This window comes from Thermicanus aegyptius DSM 12793 (assembly GCF_000510645.1).
In the GTDB taxonomy this organism is placed as follows: Bacteria; Bacillota; Bacilli; order Thermicanales; family Thermicanaceae; genus Thermicanus; species Thermicanus aegyptius.
In genome coordinates, this window is sequence record NZ_KI783301.1 from 856875 (window position 1) to 878285 (window position 21411).

General features: G+C 50.1%; 17 protein-coding genes and 1 pseudogene. 16 read left to right on the forward strand and 2 right to left on the reverse strand.

What is annotated here, in order from left to right; all coding sequences use genetic code 11:
* Positions 1-113: 113 nt before the first annotated feature.
* Together aroC and aroB are read left to right on the forward strand one after the other, a co-directional pair.
* The gene (gene aroC, locus THEAE_RS0104575; protein ID WP_028986660.1) at positions 114-1286 is read left to right on the forward strand and encodes a chorismate synthase; all 1173 of its coding nucleotides are present in this window, start codon (positions 114-116) and stop codon (positions 1284-1286) included.
* A 126-nt stretch (positions 1287-1412) separates the two neighbouring features.
* Complete coding sequence (gene aroB, locus THEAE_RS0104580; RefSeq protein ID WP_028986661.1) at positions 1413-2498, forward strand: 3-dehydroquinate synthase; 1086 nt, start codon at positions 1413-1415, stop codon at positions 2496-2498.
* A 238-nt stretch (positions 2499-2736) separates the two neighbouring features.
* On the opposite strand, the gene THEAE_RS0104590 is transcribed toward aroB, so the two are convergent.
* Positions 2737-3360, reverse strand: a complete 624-nt coding sequence (locus tag THEAE_RS0104590; RefSeq protein ID WP_005586225.1) for a LysE/ArgO family amino acid transporter — start codon at positions 3358-3360, stop codon at positions 2737-2739.
* Between the two features lie 140 nt (positions 3361-3500).
* Between THEAE_RS0104590 and pdxR the strand changes: the two genes are divergently transcribed.
* The 11 genes and pseudogenes from pdxR to THEAE_RS0104645 all read left to right on the forward strand — a co-directional run bounded on the left by pdxR (position 3501) and on the right by THEAE_RS0104645 (position 16427).
* Positions 3501-4979: a MocR-like pyridoxine biosynthesis transcription factor PdxR gene (gene pdxR / locus THEAE_RS0104595; protein WP_028986662.1), complete on the forward strand. Its 1479-nt coding sequence runs from the start codon at positions 3501-3503 to the stop codon at positions 4977-4979.
* Between the two features lie 201 nt (positions 4980-5180).
* On the forward strand, positions 5181-5663 hold the full coding sequence (locus THEAE_RS0104600; protein ID WP_005586226.1) for a hypothetical protein: 483 nt from the start codon (positions 5181-5183) through the stop codon (positions 5661-5663).
* Between the two features lie 263 nt (positions 5664-5926).
* Positions 5927-6562: a PadR family transcriptional regulator gene (locus tag THEAE_RS0104605; protein WP_028986663.1), complete on the forward strand. Its 636-nt coding sequence runs from the start codon at positions 5927-5929 to the stop codon at positions 6560-6562.
* Positions 6563-7050: 488 nt separating this feature from the next.
* Positions 7051-7275, forward strand: coding sequence for an ATP-binding cassette domain-containing protein (locus tag THEAE_RS23755; RefSeq protein WP_342665751.1), 225 nt, complete (start codon positions 7051-7053; stop codon positions 7273-7275).
* 50 nt (positions 7276-7325) lie between these two features.
* Entirely contained in the window at positions 7326-7784 is a 459-nt protein-coding gene (locus THEAE_RS23760) for an ABC transporter ATP-binding protein (RefSeq protein ID WP_342665769.1), read from the forward strand.
* The gene (locus THEAE_RS0104620; RefSeq protein WP_028986665.1) at positions 7781-10318 is read left to right on the forward strand and encodes an ABC transporter permease; all 2538 of its coding nucleotides are present in this window, start codon (positions 7781-7783) and stop codon (positions 10316-10318) included. The genes THEAE_RS23760 and THEAE_RS0104620 overlap by 4 nt, the downstream gene beginning before the upstream one ends.
* A 68-nt stretch (positions 10319-10386) precedes the next feature.
* Positions 10387-10536: pseudogene (locus THEAE_RS22850) on the forward strand (hypothetical protein); the annotation flags it as partial.
* A gap of 374 nt (positions 10537-10910) precedes the next feature.
* A complete protein-coding gene (locus THEAE_RS0104630; protein ID WP_005586234.1) occupies positions 10911-12710 on the forward strand; it encodes an ABC transporter ATP-binding protein in 1800 nt (599 codons plus the stop codon).
* Positions 12668-14686 carry an ABC transporter ATP-binding protein gene (locus tag THEAE_RS0104635; protein ID WP_028986667.1) on the forward strand — a complete coding sequence of 673 codons (2019 nt, stop codon included), beginning with the start codon at positions 12668-12670 and terminating at the stop codon, positions 14684-14686. The genes THEAE_RS0104630 and THEAE_RS0104635 overlap by 43 nt, the downstream gene beginning before the upstream one ends.
* Positions 14687-14937: 251 nt before the next feature.
* A complete protein-coding gene (locus tag THEAE_RS0104640; RefSeq protein WP_005586235.1) occupies positions 14938-15357 on the forward strand; it encodes a DUF2500 domain-containing protein in 420 nt (139 codons plus the stop codon).
* 311 nt (positions 15358-15668) lie between these two features.
* Positions 15669-16427 (forward strand): nuclease-related domain-containing protein, encoded by a 759-nt coding sequence (locus tag THEAE_RS0104645; RefSeq protein ID WP_051430744.1) that lies wholly within the window; start codon positions 15669-15671, stop codon positions 16425-16427.
* Positions 16428-16579: 152 nt separating this feature from the next.
* On the opposite strand, the gene THEAE_RS0104650 is transcribed toward THEAE_RS0104645, so the two are convergent.
* A complete protein-coding gene (locus THEAE_RS0104650) occupies positions 16580-17593 on the reverse strand; it encodes a LacI family DNA-binding transcriptional regulator (protein ID WP_005586237.1) in 1014 nt (337 codons plus the stop codon).
* Positions 17594-18083: 490 nt separating this feature from the next.
* Between THEAE_RS0104650 and THEAE_RS0104660 the strand changes: the two genes are divergently transcribed.
* The 3 genes from THEAE_RS0104660 to THEAE_RS0104670 all read left to right on the forward strand — a co-directional run bounded on the left by THEAE_RS0104660 (position 18084) and on the right by THEAE_RS0104670 (position 21378).
* Positions 18084-19415: an ABC transporter substrate-binding protein gene (locus tag THEAE_RS0104660; RefSeq protein WP_005586238.1), complete on the forward strand. Its 1332-nt coding sequence runs from the start codon at positions 18084-18086 to the stop codon at positions 19413-19415.
* Between the two features lie 116 nt (positions 19416-19531).
* Complete coding sequence (locus THEAE_RS0104665; RefSeq protein WP_005586239.1) at positions 19532-20521, forward strand: carbohydrate ABC transporter permease; 990 nt, start codon at positions 19532-19534, stop codon at positions 20519-20521.
* A gap of 11 nt (positions 20522-20532) precedes the next feature.
* Positions 20533-21378 carry a carbohydrate ABC transporter permease gene (locus THEAE_RS0104670; protein ID WP_005586240.1) on the forward strand — a complete coding sequence of 282 codons (846 nt, stop codon included), beginning with the start codon at positions 20533-20535 and terminating at the stop codon, positions 21376-21378.
* Positions 21379-21411: the final 33 nt, after the last annotated feature.

The following is a 21411-nucleotide window of genomic DNA, read 5'->3' on the forward strand; positions in this document are numbered from 1 at the left end:
AGAAAAAGTGCGAAAAAAGATTTTCATGGATCCGTTGACAAAGAAGGCATGGAAGTCTTGAAACGAATAAAATGATGGAGGGACATAGAGATGAGAGGAGTGGAGGAAACGCGATGAGATATTTAACCGCAGGGGAGTCCCACGGACCCCAGTTGACGGCCATCCTGGAAGGCGTGCCGAGCCACCTGTCCCTCATGGCGGAGAAGGTGAATGAAGAACTGGCCCGCAGGCAGAAGGGATACGGGAGAGGGCGGCGGATGCAGATCGAAAAGGATCAGGTGAAGTTTCTCTCAGGCGTGCGGCATGGGTATACCACCGGCGCCCCCATCACGTTGGTGGTGGAAAATAAGGATTTTTCCCATTGGCAGAAGGTAATGGCTGCCGAGCCGGTTCCGGAAGAGGAAGAGTATCATGAGAGGACCGTCACCCGGCCCCGTCCCGGCCATGCGGATCTTAACGGGGCGATTAAATATGGCCATCGGGACATCCGGAATGTGCTGGAGCGTTCCAGCGCCCGGGAGACCACTATCCGGGTCGCCGTGGGGGCGGTGGCAAAAGCTCTCTTGCAAGAGGTGGGCATCGAGATGGCCGGGCATGTGGTGATGATCGGCGGGGTGAAGGGGGAGGCGGATCCTGCCCGCTATACCCTAGAGGAAATCCGCCGCATCACCGAAGCTTCGCCGGTTCGCTGCCTCGACCCCGAGGCGGAGAAGAGGATGATGGCCCGCATTGATGAGGCGAAGGAGAATGGGGACACGGTGGGGGGCATCGTGGAGGTGATCGTCTCCGGCGTCCCCATCGGTTTGGGGAGCCATGTCCAATGGGACCGGAAATTGGACGGGAGGCTCGCCCAGGCGATTTTAAGCATCCAGGCGTTTAAGGGGGTGGAGATCGGCATCGGTTTTGAAGCGGCTCACCTTCCCGGCTCCCAGGTTCATGATGAGATCCTCCATGATCCGGAGAAAGGGTATACGAGGCGTACCAACCGGGCCGGCGGCATCGAAGGGGGGATGTCTACGGGCATGCCCATCGTGGTCCGCGGGGTGATGAAACCGATCCCCACCCTGTATAAACCCTTGCAAAGCGTCGACATCCTGACGAAGGAGGCTTTCGCCGCATCGGTGGAGCGCTCCGATGCTTGCGCCGTCCCCGCCGCTTCCGTCGTGGCGGAAAGCGTCGTCGCCTTTGAGATCGCGCGTGCTCTTTGTGAGAAGTTCCCCTGCGACCGTCTGGAAGAGCTGCAGGAAGCGGTGAAGCGGTACCGGGAATACTGCCGAAACTTTTAAGGGAATAACGGGGTGAACCGCCTCTTCCGCTCACGGATCGGTTATTCCGTCTTTTTTTGACCGGAAGATGCGTCAGATGATATAGGGCAGCATGTTCAAAAGGACTTTTTTTGGGGAGGGAAGAGGATGAAGGAACTTTGGGTCGAACTAGGCCCGCAGCGCTATCCCATTCGCGTGGAGAGAGGACTTCTTCATCATGTGGGGGAATGGCTTCTTAAGGATGAACGGATAAAGGGGAAGAAAGCCTTTTTACTGAGCGAGATCCGGGTTGCGGAACATTATCTGGAACCGGTAAGATCTTCCCTGGAACGGGCCGGAATTGAGGTTTATACGAAGGTCGTTTCCGCCGGGGAAGCGTCGAAAAGCTTGACACAGGTGGAGGAAATCGTGGGTGCCATGCTTACGGCCGGCATTGACCGATCTTCCCTCCTCCTCGCCTTGGGAGGCGGCGTGATCGGGGACTTGGGAGGCTTCATCGCCTCCGTCTACATGCGGGGCATTCCCTTCATAGGACTCCCCACTACCATCCTCGCCCACGACAGCAGCATCGGCGGAAAGGTGGCGGTCAACCACCCCCTGGCGAAGAACAGCATCGGTTCTTTTTACCACCCCTTGGCCGTCTACTATGACCCAGGCACCTTTGCTACCCTGCCCATGCGGGAGGTGAAGTCCGGTTTGGCCGAGGTGGTGAAACACGCCCTCCTTGCCGGGAAGGAATTCTTCTATTGGCTTCGTGCCCACAGCGATGCCCTTCTCTCCCTGGACGGGGAGGAGATGGGGGAAGCCCTAATTCGGGGGATGAGGGTGAAGGTGAGGATCGTCGAGGCAGACGAGCGGGAAACAGCAGGCGTTCGGGAGCTTCTGAATCTAGGGCACACCATCGGCCATGCGGTGGAAGCGGCCGCCGGCTACGGGGAAGTCCTCCACGGTGAGGCGGTGGCCATCGGTCTCGTCCAAGAGGGACGCATCGCGAGAGGTCGGGGACTTCTGTCCGAAGAAGAACTGAATGAAATCAAAGACCTCCTTCTCTCCTTCGGCTTGCCGACGGAACTTCCCTCCGAAATGAGGATGGAGGAACTCCTCCCCTACATGTATCGAGACAAAAAAAATCGGGACGGCAAGATCCGCATGGCGCTCCTTCAGGGCATCGGAACGGCGAAGGGAATGGAAGTGACGGAAGAGGAGATCCTCGCTCTTGACCAAACAAAATAATGCGTTCGGTTGGATCGATCGTGATCACGAAGATGGGTTCATCCCCACCCTGCAAATCTGCAAGGTGGGGATGATTTTACGCAACCACATTCGCTTGAATAACAATGGTTTAGGGTGTGTACTTTTTACATTGGATATGGTGCGATAATGAGGTCCTACCTTTTTAGTATGGAACCGGAAGATGTTCCGGAAAATGGCGAAGGATGCTAAAAGGAAAAAGAAAAACCGGACCGATCGTTCAAGGGTTGAATAGAGAAGTTCCCATATAACCTGCCGCTCCCCACATCACCAACGCGGAAATTTTGTTAAATATCCTCATGAAACGACCCGTTTGATCCAACTCGCCTGTGAATCTTCCCACCGCCGCCAATCCTGTAAACCATATCCAAGAAACCAGAATAGAGGCGAGGGTAAAAGCCACTTTTTCCACACCATCGTACTGAAGGGAACTGGTCCCGATCACTCCGACCGTATCCATGATCGCATGGGGATTTAGGAGAGAGACCGATGCGGCAAAGGCAATTTGTTTGCGGGGAGTGAAGATCTCTGCCGCCTTTTTCTTTTCTTCGTCATGTCCAGGGATACTCCGCCAAGTGGTCCATCCCATATAGGACAAAAACAGAATGCCGGCACTTAAGAGAATCGTTTTGAACAAAAAAGAACTCAGGACAACAAAAGAGACGCCGAGTACCGCAAGGGTAATTAAAAGTGTATCGCATAATGAGGCGGTCAGAACGACCGGTAGGGCATGGATGAAACGTTTCTGCAGAGCCCCTTGATTAAAAACAAAGACATTTTGAACACCGAGGGGTAGTATAAGTCCAAACGCCAATATAAACCCGTGTGTAAAGGCGGCTGCCATTTCTGTTCCTCCTCTTTGAATCATGTTATATATACCATAATACTTAGGCCCCGGCCACTGTCTCCAACCAAATTGGATGGATTTTAACCCAACCAAATCATACAATACGTTTAAAGCAAATGAGCGAGGATGGCTGACGCATGGTTCAACTGGATTGGAAACCCGACAAATCATCGCCGATTCCTATTTACTTGCAGATCAAAAAATATATCAAAGACAAAATTGAAACCGGAGAATGGCCGGTAGGCAGCAAAATTCCTACGCAACGGGCCTTAGCTGAAGGATGGAAAGTGAACCGCAGCACGATCGTTACGGCGGTTGAAGAGTTGATCGCAGAGGGGTTGCTGGAAGGTAAAAGAGGAAGCGGGACGAGGATTATCAATAATACGTGGTCCTTAATGACTTCCACTCCGCCCCCTGACTGGAACTCGTATGTTAAATCAGGAATCCATCAACCGAACTTTCCCACGATACGGGAAATCAACAAAGCGGAGTTTTATCCCCATATCATCCGATTGGGGACGGGAGAACTTTCCCCCGATTTATTCCCTCGTGCGATGATGAAAAACGTGTTTGATCGGTTGTCGGATCACATCGGTTCGCTTGGTTATGAAGAGCCGAAAGGGTTGCTTTATTTGCGAGAGCAACTGGGCAAGTATCTGAAAACATTTGGGATCGACGTCTCCCCTTCCTCCATTTTGATTGTTTCAGGGGCGCTGCAGGCATTGCAGCTGATTTCCATCGGTTTATTGCAAAGGGGATCTACGATCTTTTTGGAAAAGCCCTCCTATCTGTATTCTCTCAATCTGTTTCAATCCGCCGGGATGAGATTATTCGGCCTGCCTATGGATGGGAACGGGATTCAAACGAACATGATCCCGGAACAAAAAAAGAAACGTAACGCAGCATTGCTCTATACGATCCCTACCTTCCATAATCCAACAGGAATCTTGATGTCCGAGGAGAGACGAAAGGAGCTGCTGGAGATATGCCGGCAGGAGCGGCTGCCGATCATCGAAGATGACGTGTATCGTGAGTTGTGGCTTGACTCCCCGCCCCCTCCTCCTTTGAAATCCACCGATCCTAACGGCCTTGTTTTGTATCTGGGCAGCATGTCCAAAACATTGAGCCCAGGGCTTCGAATCGGTTGGGTCGTTGGTCCTGAACCGGTCATTGATCGGTTGGCGGATCTTAAAATGCAGACGGATTATGGTTCCAGTTCTTTATCTCAGTGGGTCGTCGCGGAATGGCTATCAAGCGGGCTCTATCATCACCATCTAGAAAAGGTTCGGGAAAATTTGAAAGTCCGGAGAGAAATCATGTTGGATGCATTAGAAAAACATTTTTCGGATATAGCTGCGTGGACCGTCCCAAAGGGAGGTTTTTATGTTTGGCTAGGTTTGCGACTTTCTCTTTCCTTGCGAGAACTGTTTGAAAAAGCTCTACAGGAGAAAATTTTATTGAATCCTGGGAATATCTACGATCAACATGCCGGGCAGTATCTTCGGATTTCTTACGCTTATGCTTCCCCAGCCGACTTGGAAAAAGGAATCGTCCGTCTTTCGGAACTGATTCGACAGTTATCTCGCAACACCGCGTCGAGAGAAAACCGGGTATGACGGTCGACTCTATTTTCTCATTCCGTTTTCATTACAAACCTTTATTGATGGAGAAAAGGAATATTGGTACCATAGTAGTGAAATTGACAATATGGAGATTGAGATCAACTGAAGAGCGGGGTAAATGAGGGGGTTGGAGGGATTCAAAATAAACGGAGACAGGGTATAATTTGATCATTTTGTGGAGAGGGGAGAAAATGAATGAAACGATCGCTGGCCATTGTACTCGGACTGCTTCTGTTGTTCAGTACTGCAGCTTGCTCAAACGTAGCCGGTGAACAAATTGTCCAAACGGGCCTCTATCAAATTTCTGTTCCCAAAGACTGGGGAGCGGAGAAACTTGAAGGGAACATGCTTTTATTTAAGCAAGATAATGGAAAGATCGGTGGGTTGGATATCCTGGGCTATGATCCCGATCAACCTCTCTCCCAATTGGAACCTAATCATTCAGAAGTTTTGGAATCAAAAAAACTTGAAGGATTCTTCACGGAGGTGCTGAAGGAAAAACTAAAAATCATTCCTCCTGCCGCTTCGGGCGCACCATCGGCGACAGAGGAAATCCACCTGTTTTTTATCATGAAGGAGCAAAAAAACGCCTATGACCTGTATTTTGATACCTCCCGTGTTGATGAACAGACCGCTTTAACGATTGCTAAGAGTTTCAAATTGGCTCAAAATCCTTAGTAATATGGTCCTGTTACGATAATGTGCAAACCGGTACTGTTCGCAGAGGATGGAATGAAGAGAGCAAAGTCAATGCTTACCCTTATCTCATAGGGGTAAGCCTTTTTTATGGAGCCATCCAACCATGAGGATAGGCATCATCATGGCAGCAAGAAGAGAACAGGGTTTCCAGCCTGGCTCGTTCGGAACAAAGCATTGACAAAAATACTAACCCGTTATATATTTTTCGTGTCGAAAAAATACTAACTCGTTGAGGGATTTTTATGTCGGTTCGCAATGCGTTATTGGGACTGATCCGTCAAAAACCTCGTCATGGATATGAACTATTGACCGCCTTCACCGCCCTGGTCGGTGGGGAGAAGAACTGGGAGGTAAAGCCGGCTCAGATCTACATGACCCTAAACCGGCTGAACCAGGCCGGTCTAATCCATATAGAAAGGGTGGAACAGGAGGGCGGCACGGAGAAGCAGATCTATGCCATCACCGGGAAGGGGGAGGCTGAGCTTAAGAAATGGCTCGTAGAGCCTGTGAAAACCACCTATCGCAGGGACGAGTTTTTCCTCAAATGGATGATCAGCCTCGCCCTGGAAGACGGGGATCCTGTCCGGCTCCTCTACCTTCAGCGGGCCAGTCTCTATAAGGAGCTGCACAAGTTAAACCAGGAGAAGATGAAGGCAAATCCCGGCACGGAGTTGGCCCATGTTCTACTCCTTGACCAGGCTATCATGCACACCGAAGCCGATCTCAGGTGGCTTGATATGATCGAAGCGAGGTTGGATGAAATAAAACGGCAGCCCCTCCCCGAGGGAGAGCCAAGATCCCCCGAGGGAGAGCCAAGATCCAGGGGCAGGCCCGCCAAAGTGAGGGAGGAGATCCAACCGGACGATCCGGGAGGATAGGAAATCGATAAAAAACGTGGGATGGGCGAAGAAACGAGACGATTTAGAAACAAACGAGGAGTAGGTTACAGACCGACCATGAGAACGAAGAGAAGTGGGATTTCGAAAAGAAAGGGTTTAAAAGAACAGAATGAGGGTGCCACTGTTTGATCGAATGCGATTGATCAGTAAATAGAGGGCAAGAGAAGCTAATGTTTTTCGTGCCGTACATACCACAGTTCGAAGGGGCGCGGGTTGTTTGCAAAGAAACGATAGGAGAAGCCGACGTATTTAAGAATCATGCGTTCCTCAACTCGATGGGAAGGCGGAAATCATATTGGATAAAAACCTTGGATAAAAACCGCATGAGGTTTAGTAACAATAACAATATGATGAAAGATTGACCGGGAGACCAAGGTGAGTGTGTCGCCGCATGAGGATAAGAAAGTCCTTTGAAATGGAGACGAGGGATTGCCGAAGATCATGGTGAATGAGGAGGAGGAACCCCCATGAGCATGGTGGTTGTAAAGAATCTGACGAAAGTATATGAATCGGGAAGCACGCCGGTACAGGCGGTCCGAAACATCAATCTCACCATTGAACCAGGAGAGTTTGTGGCAGTAATGGGGCCGAGCGGCTGCGGGAAATCCACCCTTCTTCATTTGGTGGGAGGACTGGATCAGCCGACGTCCGGAAATATTTACATCGAGGGGATCGATCTTATCATAAACTGACGGAACTGAGAAGGAGAAAGATCGGCTTTATCTTCCAATACTTTAACCTGATCCCCGTGCTGGACGCCGTCGATAACACCGCTCTCCCCCTCGTCCTGGATGGGGTGGCTCCATCGGTGGCCAAAAAGAAGGCGGTGGATTGGCTGGAAAAACTGGGGCTGAAAGAGCGGCTCCACAACCGCCCCGATCAACTCTCCGGAGGGCAGCAGCAGCGGGTGGCCATCGCTAGAGCTTTAGCCATAGAACCGGCCCTCATTCTGGCCGATGAGCCGACGGGAAACCTGGATTCGAAGACGGGGGACGAGGTGATCGCCCTCATCCGCAAGATATCCACCGACTGGGGGAGAACCGTCCTGATGGTGACCCACGATTCCCGCATGGCCGCCTATGCGGACCGGATCGTTTTCTTAAAAGACGGGAGCATTGTCGATGAAACCAGGCTGTCGGGAAACGAAAGGAATGGGGAGGAGAAGAGTGAACTGATCCGAGAGAGGGTGGATCGCATATGATCTTTGATATAAAACTCGCCTTTCGTTATCTTTCCGGGAGAAAACTGAGAACCTTTTTAACCACCCTGTCCATTCTTTTTGGAGTGATGATCATCTTCGGCCTAAACGGAGTGATTCCCTCCCTGCAGGATTCCTTTCGCCGCGGCGTCATGCTCACGACCGGTCAGGTGGACTTTGCGGTGACCAGCCTGACCCAGGGCCCCTTTGCCGAAGAGGTGTTGGATCGATTACAAGAGGTAAAAGGGGTGGCGGGGTATACCGGAAGTTTAAGCAAAAACATCTTGCTCCCCGAGTCCCTGGCCCTCAAAACGGATGAGGGGAAGAGAATCTCCTCCTTTACCCTGGTCGGGATTGACCCTATAACCTATGAAACGGTGAGAAAAATAGATCTGGCGGAAGGAGGTTCTTTCTCGGATCCCGAAGGTTGGGAAGCCTATATTTCAGAAGAACTGGCGAAAAAAACCGGTAAAAGGGTGGGGGATGCCCTCCCCTTGCCCACCGTTTCCGGAGAAAAGGAAGTAAGCATTGTCGGAATTTATAAGGAACCGACGGGAATGGGGCAAGAGGAAGTCTACCTTCCTCTGAGGACCGTTCAACGCATCCTGGGGCTTCCCGGACAGGTTAATCTGGCGGAAATGCTTTTTGCCCCGGGGATCGATCCGGAACAGGTGAAGCAAGAGATCCTTGCCGCGTTGGGAGAAGGGTTCCAGGCAGGGGGACAGGAGGCCGGTTCGGAAATGAAGGCTGCCTTGGAGATGGGACAGAAAATATTCACCCTTTTCGGTTTAATTGCCATCCTGATGGGCGGTTTTATTCTCTTCATTACCTTCCGCACCATCGCTGTGGAGAGGAGAAGGGAAATCGGTCTTCTCCGCGCCGTGGGAGCCACTCGTGGCAAAATCCTCCGCCTCATGCTTTGGGAAGGAGTGATTCTGGGGATTATTGGAACACTCCTCGGAATGATCGCAGGGTTTTTGTTCGTTCGGCTTCTCTTTCTCTATATTCGCCCTGTCATCGAAGAATTGATCAAGATGGAGATCGGGGATCCGGTCTTTCCTCTGGATTCGTATCTCTTGGCGATTTTTTCAGGCGTAGGGATCACCATTCTGGGGGGAATTCTCCCGGCGATTCGCGCGAGCCGTATTTCCCCCTTGGAGGCGCTTCGGCCTTCGACGGTCTTGCCGAAACGGGGGGAAGGACGGAGAAGGGGATGGATTGGTACTCTCCTCCTTCTCCTTTCCCTCCTCGGTCCCCTTTCAGGGAACCTAAACCTGAATGCGTTGGGATTCTTCCTCTTTATGGCAGGGTTAATTCTTGTCGGACCGGTTTTGATCAAACCGGTAACGGAAGGGTATAGTCGAGTGATCGGTCTCCTCTTTGCCAGGGAGGGACAAGTGGCGAAGGGGAACCTGGAGAATCATCCGCACCGGGCATCCATGACGGCCTTTACCCTTATGATCGGACTGGCGCTCCTGATTGCTCTGGGGGGAACGGTAACCTCCCTCATCACAGCCATGAATTCATACCTAGAGAAAAGCATGGGCTCCGATTATATCCTGGCTCCCCAATCCCTCATGTTGGGAGGAGGGAATGTGGGGGCCGACCCGGAATTGACCGCCAAGCTGAAAGAAATTCCCGGGGTTGCGGAGGTGACGGGGCTCCGTCTAAGCATGGCCAAAGGTAAGGAGACCAATCTGCAGGTGATCGGTATTGATCCGGAGGTCTATCCAAAGGTGGCCGGACTGGAATTTACCGCAGGTGACCCCGAGCGGGTATTCCCCCTTCTGAAATCGGGCAGGAACCTCATCATCAACGGCATTTTGGCCTCTTCCCAGCAGGTGAAGGTGAATGATGAATTGATGCTGTCCACCCCGGAAGGCGTGAAGCCTTATAGAGTCGTGGGAATCGGCATGGATTTTCTCAACGCGAAAATCGCCACGGCTTACATCTCCCAGGAAAATCTGGCTCGGGACTTCCATGAGCAAACCGATCTCCTCCTCCTCATCAATAAAGAGAAGGGAGCAGACGGTACAGCCGTGGAAAGAGCGATCCGGGATGGTGTAAAGGATTATCCCGCCTTTACCCTTTCCTCCACGGCGGAGTACAAAGCGGAATTGGAGAAGCAGGTTGCTTCCATAACATCCTTTTATTTCTTGCTCCTCTTTGCCATCGCCATTCCTTCCCTCATCGGCCTCGTCAACACCCTCGCCATCGCCGTGATGGAGAGGATCCGGGAGATCGGAGTGATGCGGGCGATTGGCGCGACACGGAGGCAGGTAAAGAGAATCATCCTGGCGGAAAGCCTCCTTTTGACGGGGATTGGGACCCTGTTCAGCCTTGTCACCGGGATATGGCTGGGATACCTCTTCGTAGCCGCCACCAATGGTATGGGCTTTAAGGTAGACTATTCCTTTCCGGTGCTGGGCATTCTTGTCGGCATCGCCGCGGGGCTCCTCTTCGGCCTCATCGGCGCGATCATTCCCGCCCGCCACGCATCCAGGGTAAATCTCCTCGATGCGTTACAATATGAATAAGCGAATGGAGACATAATCGTTCAATATCTTTTAAATAATGATCAAGAAAAAATCGTTATCAAGGCAGGGTTACCCGTTTTTTCACGTTTGTGATCCCTTTCGGGAGCGTGAATTACCTGCCGTTAATGCACATCCTGGATAAAAAGGATGGAACTAAGGGAAAAAGGGCATTATTTAAAAAATTGCTTGACACTTCCGCATGTGCGGTGGTAGAGTGAAATAGGCGATGATAGCCATGCAATGGAGGAAATTTTCGGTGTACGGCAGAGTAAATAGCGATGCCGACCAAGCAATAAAGGAGGAGGTTCGGTCATGATTCGGTTGATTCGACGGCAACATAACGCAGCAATGACATTACAACACCCATACCAACCCGATCGTGGCCTGACCCTTCCGCGGATAAACTTTCGGAGACGCATGTAGCATCAGGAAGATAAAGGCGCAGGTCATGTTCGGATGATCTGTGCCTTTTTTCTGTCCTCTTACGGTTTTAAAAATGGCCATATCCTTGGGAAAAAGGCATTCTGCGATCATGCAGAGTGCCTTTTTTCTTTCCTGGGGTTCCATAGAGAGATAAGGGAAGGATGAGAGGATGTTTGAGGTTTTGTTTAAATTGAAAGATTTTTTTAAGGAGAATTGGAAGAGGTATACGGTGGCGGTCTTTCTCCTCGTCGTGGTGGATGTGATCGATGTGTTGCCGCCCCAACTCATAGGTGTGGCGGTGGATCTCATTCACCAGGGAAAAGTGACGCCTCCGGTTCTTTGGCAGCTCGTTCTGGGCTTAATCGGCTTGGCTCTGGCCAGCTACGTCATTTCCTATTTTTGGGTACATCTTCTCTTCGGCGGTTCGTTTCTTTTGGAAAAGAAGTTGCGAAGCCGCCTGATGGAACAGTTCCTGCGACTCACTCCCTCTTTTTACCAGAGGAGCCGAACCGGGGATCTCATGGCCCGGGCCACCAATGATTTAAAAGCGATCGCGACAACGGCGGGGTTTGGCATTCTCACCTTGGCCGACTCCATTTTTTTCATGGCGGCCATTTTGGTGATGATGATTCTGTTCGTTCATTGGAAACTGACGTTGGCTTCCTTTCTCCCCCTTCCGCTCATGGCTGTTCTCATTCAGATCTATGGGAAATATATTCACACCCGCTTTATGGAGGCGCAGGATTCCTTCGGCAAGATGAACGACCAGGTCCTGGAGACCATCACCGGGATTCGGGTGATCCGGGCCTATGTGCAGGAAAAGGCGAGTGAAGCCCGTTTTCAGGAGATAACGGAAGAGGTTTATCAAAAAAATAGAGAGGTAGCCCGCATCGATGCCCTTTTTGAGCCGACGATTAAGATTTTGGTGGGGATCAGTTACCTGATCGGTTTGGGGTATGGAGCGTACCTTGTCGCTCAGCAGGAGATGACACTCGGGAGTTTGGTTAGCTTTAACATCTACCTCGGTATGGCCATCTGGCCCATGCTGGCCATCGGCGAGTTTATCAATGTGATGCAGAGGGGAAACGCCTCCCTGGACCGGGTGATGGAAACGCTCCGGGAGGAACCCGATGTGAAGGATCCCCCTTCACCCCAGTTGATCACGACTCCTGAAGTGCTTCGTTTCCGGCATGTCACGTTCCGTTATCCCACCGCGAACGTGCCGAGTCTGGTGGACGTCTCCTTTACCCTGCGGAGAGGAGAAACCCTGGGAGTCGTGGGAAAGACGGGCAGCGGGAAGACGACCCTTTTCCGGCAGTTCCTCCGGGAGTTTCCCCTGGGGGAAGGGGAGGTGTCGATCAACGGGATTCCGTTACAGGAGATCCCGGTGGGAGAGATACGGAAATGGATCGGCTACGTTCCGCAGGATCAATTCCTCTTTTCCGGAACGGTGGAGGAGAACATCTCCTTCGGGGTGGGGGAAGTTTACTGGGAAATGATGGAACATGTGCTCAAGGTGAGCGCCTTATCGGAAGATATGAAGCGTCTCCCCCAAGGGCTTAAGACCGTGGTGGGAGAGAAAGGAGTCTCCCTTTCCGGCGGGCAGAAACAGAGGATCGCCATCGCCCGGGCCCTCGTGTTAAATCCTGAAATCTTAATTCTGGATGATGCCCTCTCGGCGGTGGACGCCCGGACGGAGGCGGAGATCCTCTCCCACTTGCGGTCTGAAAGACGGGGAAAGACCACCCTGATCGCCTCCCACCGCCTCTCCGCGGTGGAGCATGCCGATTGGATTCTCGTTCTGGATGAGGGCAAAGTGGTGGAGGAAGGGAGACACCATGACCTACTGAAATGGAGTGGCTGGTATAAAGAACAGTATGATCGTCAGAAATTGGAAGAAACTTTTGAAGAGAGAGAGGAACAAGGATGCGTACAGGGAGACGATTATTCCGATATGCCGTCCAATTAAAGGGACCGCTCCTCCTGGGGCTGTTCCTGCTCGCCATGTCGGTCTCTGCAGAACTGGCAGGCCCGCTGGTGGCTAAGGAGATGATCGACGCCCATATCCTGGGCATCGAGAAACCATGGGTGGAAGTTTCACCGGATGTAAAAGGGGCCGTCCCTTTTCGAGGAAAGTTTTATGAGCGTCTCGACCGTCTTGCGCCGGGCATGGAACACGGCCGGGAGGTTCGCTTCTTGCAGGTAGGCAAAGCGATTTATTTCATCCCGGAGAAGATTCCCTTCGATGGGGAACGGGGAATCGAAGGGGGGAACCTGGTGATTCAAAAGGGAGAGGAGAAGAAGAGCTACCCTGCAATCCCTTTGGTTCGTTCGGAAGTATCTGGTTTCTATCAACGGGAGGTTTCTCCTCTCCTCAGCCTTTCCCTGCTTTACTTTGGGCTGATTCTCCTCTCCGCCCTCTTTCACTTTGGGCAACGGTATCTTTTGCAGATTTCCGCCAATCGCATCATTCAACGGATGAGAAATGAGGTATTCCGCCAAATTCATCGGTTGCCTGTCTCCTTCTTTGATCATCTTCCGGCGGGGAAGATCGTCTCCAGGATTACCAATGATACGGAGGCGGTGCGGGATCTTTATGTGACGGTGCTGGGCAACTTCGTTTCAGGGGGGATTTATCTCGTTGCCATCTATGGTGCCCTCTTCTATCTGGATCGCCGTTTGGCCGCGCTCACCCTCCTCCTTCTGCCGCTCATTTTCCTCTGGGCTATCCTCTATCGGAAATGGGCTTCCCGTTATAATCATAAAATCCGTTCCCTGATCAGCGACATCAATGGGAAGATTAACGAATCGATTCAGGGAATGAGGATTATCCAATCCTTTCGCCGGGAGAAGGAGATCTTGGCCGGGTTTGAGAAGATGAATGAGGAGCATTATGCCTATCAGAATAAGCTGCAGAAGCTGAATGCCCTCACCTCTTTCAATTTGGTCAACATCTTGCAAAAGGTGGCTTTCGTCCTCTTCATCTGGTATTTCGCCGGGGCTTCCTTCCGGGGTGAGATGTTCATCGGCCTGGGAACCCTTTACGCTTATGTGGATTATCTGAATCGCCTCTTCCAACCGATCCAGGGCATCGTCAACCAGTTTTCCAACATGGAGACGGCAAACGTATCCGCCGAGCGGGTTTTTCGGCTGATGGATGAGGAAGGGGTGGACGTGAAAGAGGGAGAGATTTCTCGTCCGGAAGGACATATTCGCTTCGAACATGTATGGTTTGCTTATCGGAAAGACGAGTGGGTATTAAAAGATATAAACTTCGAAGCTCGTCCTGGGGAAACGGTCGCCTTCGTGGGACACACCGGCTCCGGGAAGAGCTCCATCATGAATCTTCTCTTTCGTTTCTATGAAGTGGGTAAGGGAAGAATTACCATCGATGGGGTGGATATCCGGAACTACACCCTTCAGGAATTGCGCAGGTTTATGGGCATCGTCTTGCAGGACCCCTTCCTCTTCAGCGGAACCATCTCCTCCAATGTAAGCCTGGGTGACCCAAGAATTACGAAGGAGAGGGTGGAGTGGGCATTAAAAGAGGTGGGGGCAGACCCGATTTTCGCCCGCCTGCCGAAAGGGGTTGAGGAACCGGTTTTGGAGAAGGGAAGCACTCTCTCCCTGGGAGAGCGACAGCTCATCTCTTTTGCCCGAGCCCTTGCGTTTCAGCCGGCAATCCTTATTCTGGATGAAGCGACGGCCAACATCGATACGGAGACGGAAGGGATCATCCAGCGGGCCCTGGAGGTCGTAAAGAAAGGGAGGACCACCCTGATCATCGCCCATCGACTCTCCACCATCAAAGATGCGGATCAGATCCTGGTCCTGGATCGGGGGGAAATCGTGGAACGGGGCACCCATGAAGAACTGATGGCGCGGAAGGGGAAATATTACCGCATGTATCAAATGCAGCGGGGGGAAAGGGGGAAGGTATCTTAGGGTTTTAATGATCTGAAATGGGAAAATCATGACAAGAAGTGTATGATAACAAGGGGGAATATATCACAAACATCCTGGCGATAATCTATTCATTGTTCGATAAAAAGGAAGGATCGAATGATCAGAATGAAACGTCATAGAAGTTCCGGCGTATTAAAGAGACAAAAGGATTCATTTTGGTTTAACCGAAGTGGGAGATTCGTATCATAGAGGTAGAGGAAAGATCTTCTTATGGGAGGGGAGGAGTCTCGATGTTGCCGTTTAACGATCCTTTTGGAGATTTTATGTTTTCATTTGGGCCTGTCTTTTTCATGATCATTTTTTCCCTGATGGTTGTGACCATTTTGGTAGCTGCCGTAAAAGGAATTAGCACTTGGAGGCATAATAATGCCCAGCCCGTTCTTTCTGTTACGGTAAAGGTGGTGGGGAAGAGGGCGGATGTTTCCCATCACACGCACACCCAAGCAAATAACGGCATCGATCATTCCAATTTCCATTCTTCCACCACCTATTATGTTACGTTTGAAGTGGAGAGCGGAGACCGCCTGGAATTTAAGGTGAGTGGCCGGGAATATGGGATGATCGCGGAGGGAGACGTGGGAAAGCTCACCTTCCAGGGAACCCGGTATCTTGGCTTCGAACGGGAGAAGAGAGCCGAGCTAGGCAGATGAGCATTCATCTTTGAGAAATTTGGAGAGCAGACGAATGCGGTGAGGGAAAAAATATTCTTACCATGCAAGTCATGTTACCCGTCTGATGCGTAACATGACTTTTGTGCATGCAAAAACGGCAATTTTTTCTTTACTTTTTTTCAATTTTATGAGATCTTATATTGAGAACATTCCTGACACGTGAGATAAACAGGAGTGGCTTGTGTGCTAGGCAAAACTTCGGCGGCGGGGGTTGTTCCTTAGGATCCCCGCTTTTTGGCGTGTGGCGTGTCACGGAGTATAGTACATTGTTTAAGAAAGGAGATGCTAAGTTGGTTAAAATTGATTTCTTTCAACTTTTTTTGCCGGTTTTTTATCCATTCCTATTTGTTTTTGTTCTCTTCCTGCTTTTTCTGGCTGTCTATATTATTCTGGATAAGCGCTCCTTTGAAAAGAGCCCATATAAAAAGGTGTCCGGAATCTCTTATTTTAAGATGCGCTTAAATCAAGGTTACTATGGGGAATATTTGATCTTCTCCATGTTGGAAAGAATTAAAGGGGAGAAACATATCCTAACTAATGTCTACATACCTAAAGGTACAGACGATGACAAAACGACGGAAATAGATGTAATCATGTTGCATGAAACCGGTCTTTATGTGATTGAGTCGAAAAATTACAGTGGCTGGATATTCGGCAAAGAGGAAGACCGTTATTGGATGCAAACCTTGAATCAGCGGTCAAAAAATAAGTTTTATAATCCGATTAAACAAAATGAAATGCATTTAAAGTATCTCTTTAAGATCTTGGAAGAGAAAGGACTTCCCATACGACGATATTTCTCTCTTATCGTGTTTAGCGTTCGCTGCGAGCTGAAGAATGTTAGTTATACATCAGAACATGTAAGGGTGATTAAAAGGAACCGATTAAAAAATATGATCGAAAAACTAACCCGGGAAAGCGGTCCCGTTTACTCAAGCGCGGAGCTTCAACAAATTTTTGATTTGTTGAAGCCGTTCTCCAATGTAAGCGAAGAGTTGAAAGTAAAGCATATCGCAGACATCAAAGAAAGAAAAGGTGCCGGAATATAAACAAATACAATTACGTAACATATCAGCAAATAAATCTGCAAAAACTACATTGTCAAATCTTGCGGTTCACAATTTTTTCTATTCGCCCACCAAAAATTTCTCAATTAAATTCGTGCAAAAAAGAAGAAGCTGGGCGCAGCTTCTCGGAAGGCTTATTTTTTATACATGGACACCGATTCCCGCCGGATCAGTTTTGTAGGGAGGAGAATCTCGACGTGAGGTTCATGGGGATGATTGATGCGCCAGAGGAGTTGTTCCACAGATTTTCTTCCAAACAGACGGAGATCAATATCTACAGAGGTTATTTTTGGCGTGGATAGGCGGGATAACAGGCCGTTGTCGAAGCTGACGACGGAGACCTGATCCGGGACGGCGATTCCCCTTTTTTGCAGGGATGAGACCACCAGAAAACCTAACCGATCATTCGCACAAAACCAAGCGGATGGGAATGAGGAGAGAGAGGATAACGCCTTCTCAACAAATTCTTCTTCATCCTTTACGTCGATGTGGAAGAAATCGGGGTTTTCCTGTATTCCGTGTTTCTGTAGGGCGAGTCGATATCCTTCTAGTCTTTCTTGATAGCTGGGCGAAAGGTTAATCTCCCCGATGAAGGCAATGTCCTTATGTCCCATTTGAATGAGATGTTCTACGGCAGTATAAGCCCCAAAACGGTTATTGGTCAACACGGCATCGGCGTCGATGGATGGGTCGTGGTGATCCACCGTAACGACCGGAATCCCCTGGGAAATCACCTTTTGGATGTAGGCGTTGGTGATGTGGGAAAGAATGAGGATTCCATCCACCGTTTTTTCTTCGATAAAGGCAGGGAGGGAGAAATGATCTCTCGCCTCCTTATTGATCGATTGAATGAGGAGGTTTAATCCTTGCTTACGGGTCTCCTCTTCGATGGCAAGATAGATCTCCCCAAAGAAATCCTTAAATGAGAAAGCAAAGTCCGAAGCGATGAGTCCGATGTTTCCCTTACCGCTTGCAACAGAGCTTCTTTTATATTTATGGTAGGAATACCCCATTTCCTCCGCCGTTTTCTCGATGAGTCGTCTTGTCTCTTCGCTTACCCCAGGTTTACCTGATAGCGCTTGGGAAACCGTATTTTTGGAGAGGTTGAGGCGATTAGCGATATCCTGCATGGTTACCCGTTTTTTCATCTTTGCTTTCTTCCTTCCCGGGGATGGTGTAGATGAAATCAAAAAAATTTGTAACGTTACAAAATAACTATATCCGATGATGAAAAAAAAGTAAAGATCTTTACCATGGCGCCCTGCCTCTCTAAGATTCATTCATTACAAGACGGATGGATGAACAATGCATAAAATCTCTTGTAATCATTTTTTACGAACGGATTGACAAGTGAAAAATACAGATTTATAATCTATTTGTAAGATGATTGAAAGCGCTGTAGTAAAGATTACAAAAGTTATTTGTCATCCCTAACTGTAGTATTTGTCATCCGGAATGAGCAGGGTCTTAAAGGGGGAGTCACTCTGGAATGGGATGAAAGGTAGGGATGTAAAGGGAAAGAGTTGGGGAAAGGAGGCGGCACGGAGAGAAAAGTCAAGCATAAAAATTGACATTTGTGAAATGATATGTGCGGACCTTCTGATGATCGGTTGATAAAAAAAGGGGGAAAGAAAGATCATGAGAAAAAAGCTATCCTTATTTGTTGCGGTCTTCTTCTTGTTGTCCATACTCCTTTCCGCTTGTGCGAGCGGTACCAATCAAGGGGGACAAAACCAGAATGATAAAAGCACGAATCAAACGGCCCAGAAGGTGGAGATCCGCCTCTCCACATGGGCGGGAGCCGAGGAAGCAAAGCAGTTGCAGGCCATCTTGGATGATTTGAACAAGAAGTCCACCACCTATACGATCGTACAGGATTCAAACCCTGCCGAATACGATACCCGCATCATTACCCAATTATCGGGCGCTTCCGGCCCTGACCTCTTTTGGGTGAGTGCCCAGCGGGCAGCCCAGTTTGCAGCTCAAGGGGCCATGTTGGATATTACGGATCGGTTGGCTAAATCGGACCATCCGGCGGCAAAGACCGACGATTACTTTGAGAACTCTTTAAAACCCTTCACCAATAAAGGCAAAATCTACGGGCTTCCCTGGCTGGAGCAGCCGGTCATGCTCTACGTGAATAAAGATCTCTTTGATAAGGCAAATGTGCCCTATCCCGACGCCAACTGGACATGGGACACCTTCCTGGATGCCGCCAAGAAGCTGACGGTGGATGTGAACGGAAAACATCCGGGTGAGAACGGATTTGATGCGAAGAATATAAAGCAGTGGGGCTTTACGTTGAATGGATGGCCGCCTGTGCAGATGTTTATCTGGCAGAACGGCGGGGAAGTGATCGCGGAAGATTTCAGCCAATCTCCCATCGATTCCCCCAAAGCGATGGAGGCGTTTAAGTTTTATGCGGACTTGGTAAACAGTCCTTACGTTCCTTCCCAGCAATTGATTCGGGATCGAGGCTTTGACGCCATGTACAAGAACCAGCAGGTGGCCATGTTTATGGGAGGCGCCGCCGATTCCCTGGACTGGGATGTTAAGTTTAAATCGCAAGCCTTTGAGGTGCCTGCAGGTCCGACGGGCATTCATGCCACCTTTGGGGATATTCTCGGGATGGGCATTAATGCGAAGACGAAAAATCCCGATGCTGCATTTCAAGCCCTGTTAGATTTGACCGATGCGATTCATCATTGGAAGATCATGCCGCCACGGAAATCGCTGGCCGACACTCAGACACTCCAAAAACTTCATCCGGAAAAGGCCCATTCCCTGGATGCCATCGTGAAGTCGATGAATTATGCCACTTCTTATCGTTACTTTACCAACTACCCCGATTGGGATAACATCTTCTGGACGCAACTCATGGATCCGATCGTAAATGCAAAGGGAGATCCGACAAAGCTGGTCCCCAAAGTAAAACCCCAATTGGATGCGGTTTTGCAAAGAGCGAAATAAAGATATGGAACAGGCTGAGCGAAAAGGGAGGGGGAGGCAAACGAGATGCCTCCCTTTTCTCTTCACTTGGCTAAATCCAGGGAACAGGAAATCTTGAACGGAAAGAGGGGTTAAGCATGTCCTCCTATATGGCCACATTTCTCCGATGGTTGGCTACTCCCGTCGTTCTGCTTGCCATATCGCTCTTTCTTTATTGGTTGTTTCGAAAAATGGGTTGGCAAAAGAAAGCGGCGGTAGGGTTTGCCCTCATCTCCCCGTGGCTTGTCGGTTTTCTCATCTTCACGGCATTTCCACTCTTTTATTCCTTATATCTCAGCTTTACGGAGTACAGCATCTTTGGCACGCCCCGTTTTGTTGGATTACAGAATTACCTCTTTCTATTTACGAAGGACCTGGAGTTTTGGCCCTCTGTTCGCATCACGCTCCTTTATGCGGGCTTAACCCTTCCTATTGGGGTGATCGGGGCTTTATTGGTGGCGATGCTTCTCAATAACCGAATAAAAGGGATTGGGATTTTCCGGACCATCTACTATCTCCCTGCCATTTTGCCGGAGGTGGCGGTTGCTCTCCTATGGCGTTGGATCTTTAACAGCGAGTCCGGGATTATGAATTACCTCCTATCCCCTGTCCTCACATTCTTTGGTTTGGGAAAACCGGACTGGTTCGGCGATCCCCACTATGTGATTCCCGCCTTTGTCATCATGAGTGTCTGGGGGATTTTCGGGACCAACACGGTCATCTTCCTTGCCGCCCTCCAAGGGGTATCCAGGAGTCTTTATGAGGCGGCAGAGATCGATGGAGCGAGCGGGTTCGCCAAGTTTATCCATGTTACGATTCCCCAGATCTCCCCGGTGATTCTCTTGCAGGTGGTGATGGGAATGATCGGGGCATTGCAGATTTTCACGGTGGCCATGTTTGTTCGGCCCACTTCCGCCGCGGGGAAATTTATGAACCAATTGGTCTACGAAAGGGGATTTACCCAGCTGCACATGGGAGAGGCATCGGCCATTGCGTGGGTCCTTTTCATCATCATTCTCATCCTTACGCTTCTCGTATTCCGTTCTTCACCGGCGTGGGTACACTATGAAGCGGAAGTGAAGAGATAGGAGGAATCGATATGGGATTTGCAGGGAGAAGACGTTTTAAACGCGTTCTGATCTATACCACGGTTATTTTCTTAGGCATGATTATCTTGATCCCGTTCTTCTGGATGCTATCCACCGCGTTAAAGCCGGAAGGGGACATTTTCACCTGGCCTCCGGACTGGATTCCGGATCCGCCCCGGTGGAACAACTTTGCCGATGCGTGGAATGCGATGCCATTTAATCATTTTCTCCTTAACACGATTTTCGTTGTCGCTTTGGGGATGTCTGCAGAAATCATCAGTGAAACGTTGGTGGCTTACGGCTTTGCCCGCTTCCGTTTCCCGGGGCGAGATCTCATCTTTTTCATTCTCCTCGCCACCATGATGTTGCCTTTTCATGTCACCTTGATCCCCACCTATCTCATCTGGCAAAAGCTCGGTTTGGTGGGTGAGTTTGATCCCCTCGTGTTGCGGGCGTGGACGGCCTGGGGTCCTTTCTACATTTTTTTGCTGCGCCAGTTTTTCTTAAGTGTCCCCCGGGAATTGGACGATGCGGCGGAGATTGATGGGGCAGGGCCGATACAAACCTTCTTCTACGTGATGCTGCCACAAATTAAGCCGGCTCTTTTGGCGGTGGGGATATTCACCTTCCGCGGATATTGGAACGACTTCCTTGGTCCCCTCATCTATCTGACCGACATGAATAAATACACGCTGAATCTGGGCATGTATTTCTTCATGGGTGGGGTTAACGAACAACCCCAATGGAATTACCTGATGGCCATGTCCATCCTGGTTGCTTTGCCGATCCTGGTTCTCTTCTTCCTCGCCCAGAGGTATTTCATTGAGGGAATCACGTTTACGGGACTTAAGGATTAAGGAAAAAAAGAAAAAGCTACAGCGAAGGGGAGA

What these genes read in the sequence shown, in the direction of transcription:
- aroC (WP_028986660.1), top strand. Translation starts at nt 114, where the DNA reads ATGAGATATTTAACCGCAGGGGAGTCCCACGGACCCCAGTTGACGGCC.
- aroB (WP_028986661.1), top strand. Translation starts at nt 1,413, where the DNA reads ATGAAGGAACTTTGGGTCGAACTAGGCCCGCAGCGCTATCCCATTCGC.
- THEAE_RS0104590 (WP_005586225.1), bottom strand. Translation starts at nt 3,360, where the DNA reads ATGGCAGCCGCCTTTACACACGGGTTTATATTGGCGTTTGGACTTATA.
- pdxR (WP_028986662.1), top strand. Translation starts at nt 3,501, where the DNA reads ATGGTTCAACTGGATTGGAAACCCGACAAATCATCGCCGATTCCTATT.
- THEAE_RS0104600 (WP_005586226.1), top strand. Translation starts at nt 5,181, where the DNA reads ATGAAACGATCGCTGGCCATTGTACTCGGACTGCTTCTGTTGTTCAGT.
- THEAE_RS0104605 (WP_028986663.1), top strand. Translation starts at nt 5,927, where the DNA reads ATGTCGGTTCGCAATGCGTTATTGGGACTGATCCGTCAAAAACCTCGT.
- THEAE_RS23755 (WP_342665751.1), top strand. Translation starts at nt 7,051, where the DNA reads ATGAGCATGGTGGTTGTAAAGAATCTGACGAAAGTATATGAATCGGGA.
- THEAE_RS0104620 (WP_028986665.1), top strand. Translation starts at nt 7,781, where the DNA reads ATGATCTTTGATATAAAACTCGCCTTTCGTTATCTTTCCGGGAGAAAA.
- THEAE_RS0104630 (WP_005586234.1), top strand. Translation starts at nt 10,911, where the DNA reads ATGTTTGAGGTTTTGTTTAAATTGAAAGATTTTTTTAAGGAGAATTGG.
- THEAE_RS0104635 (WP_028986667.1), top strand. Translation starts at nt 12,668, where the DNA reads ATGCGTACAGGGAGACGATTATTCCGATATGCCGTCCAATTAAAGGGA.
- THEAE_RS0104640 (WP_005586235.1), top strand. Translation starts at nt 14,938, where the DNA reads ATGTTGCCGTTTAACGATCCTTTTGGAGATTTTATGTTTTCATTTGGG.
- THEAE_RS0104650 (WP_005586237.1), bottom strand. Translation starts at nt 17,593, where the DNA reads ATGAAAAAACGGGTAACCATGCAGGATATCGCTAATCGCCTCAACCTC.
- THEAE_RS0104660 (WP_005586238.1), top strand. Translation starts at nt 18,084, where the DNA reads ATGAGAAAAAAGCTATCCTTATTTGTTGCGGTCTTCTTCTTGTTGTCC.
- THEAE_RS0104665 (WP_005586239.1), top strand. Translation starts at nt 19,532, where the DNA reads ATGTCCTCCTATATGGCCACATTTCTCCGATGGTTGGCTACTCCCGTC.
- THEAE_RS0104670 (WP_005586240.1), top strand. Translation starts at nt 20,533, where the DNA reads ATGGGATTTGCAGGGAGAAGACGTTTTAAACGCGTTCTGATCTATACC.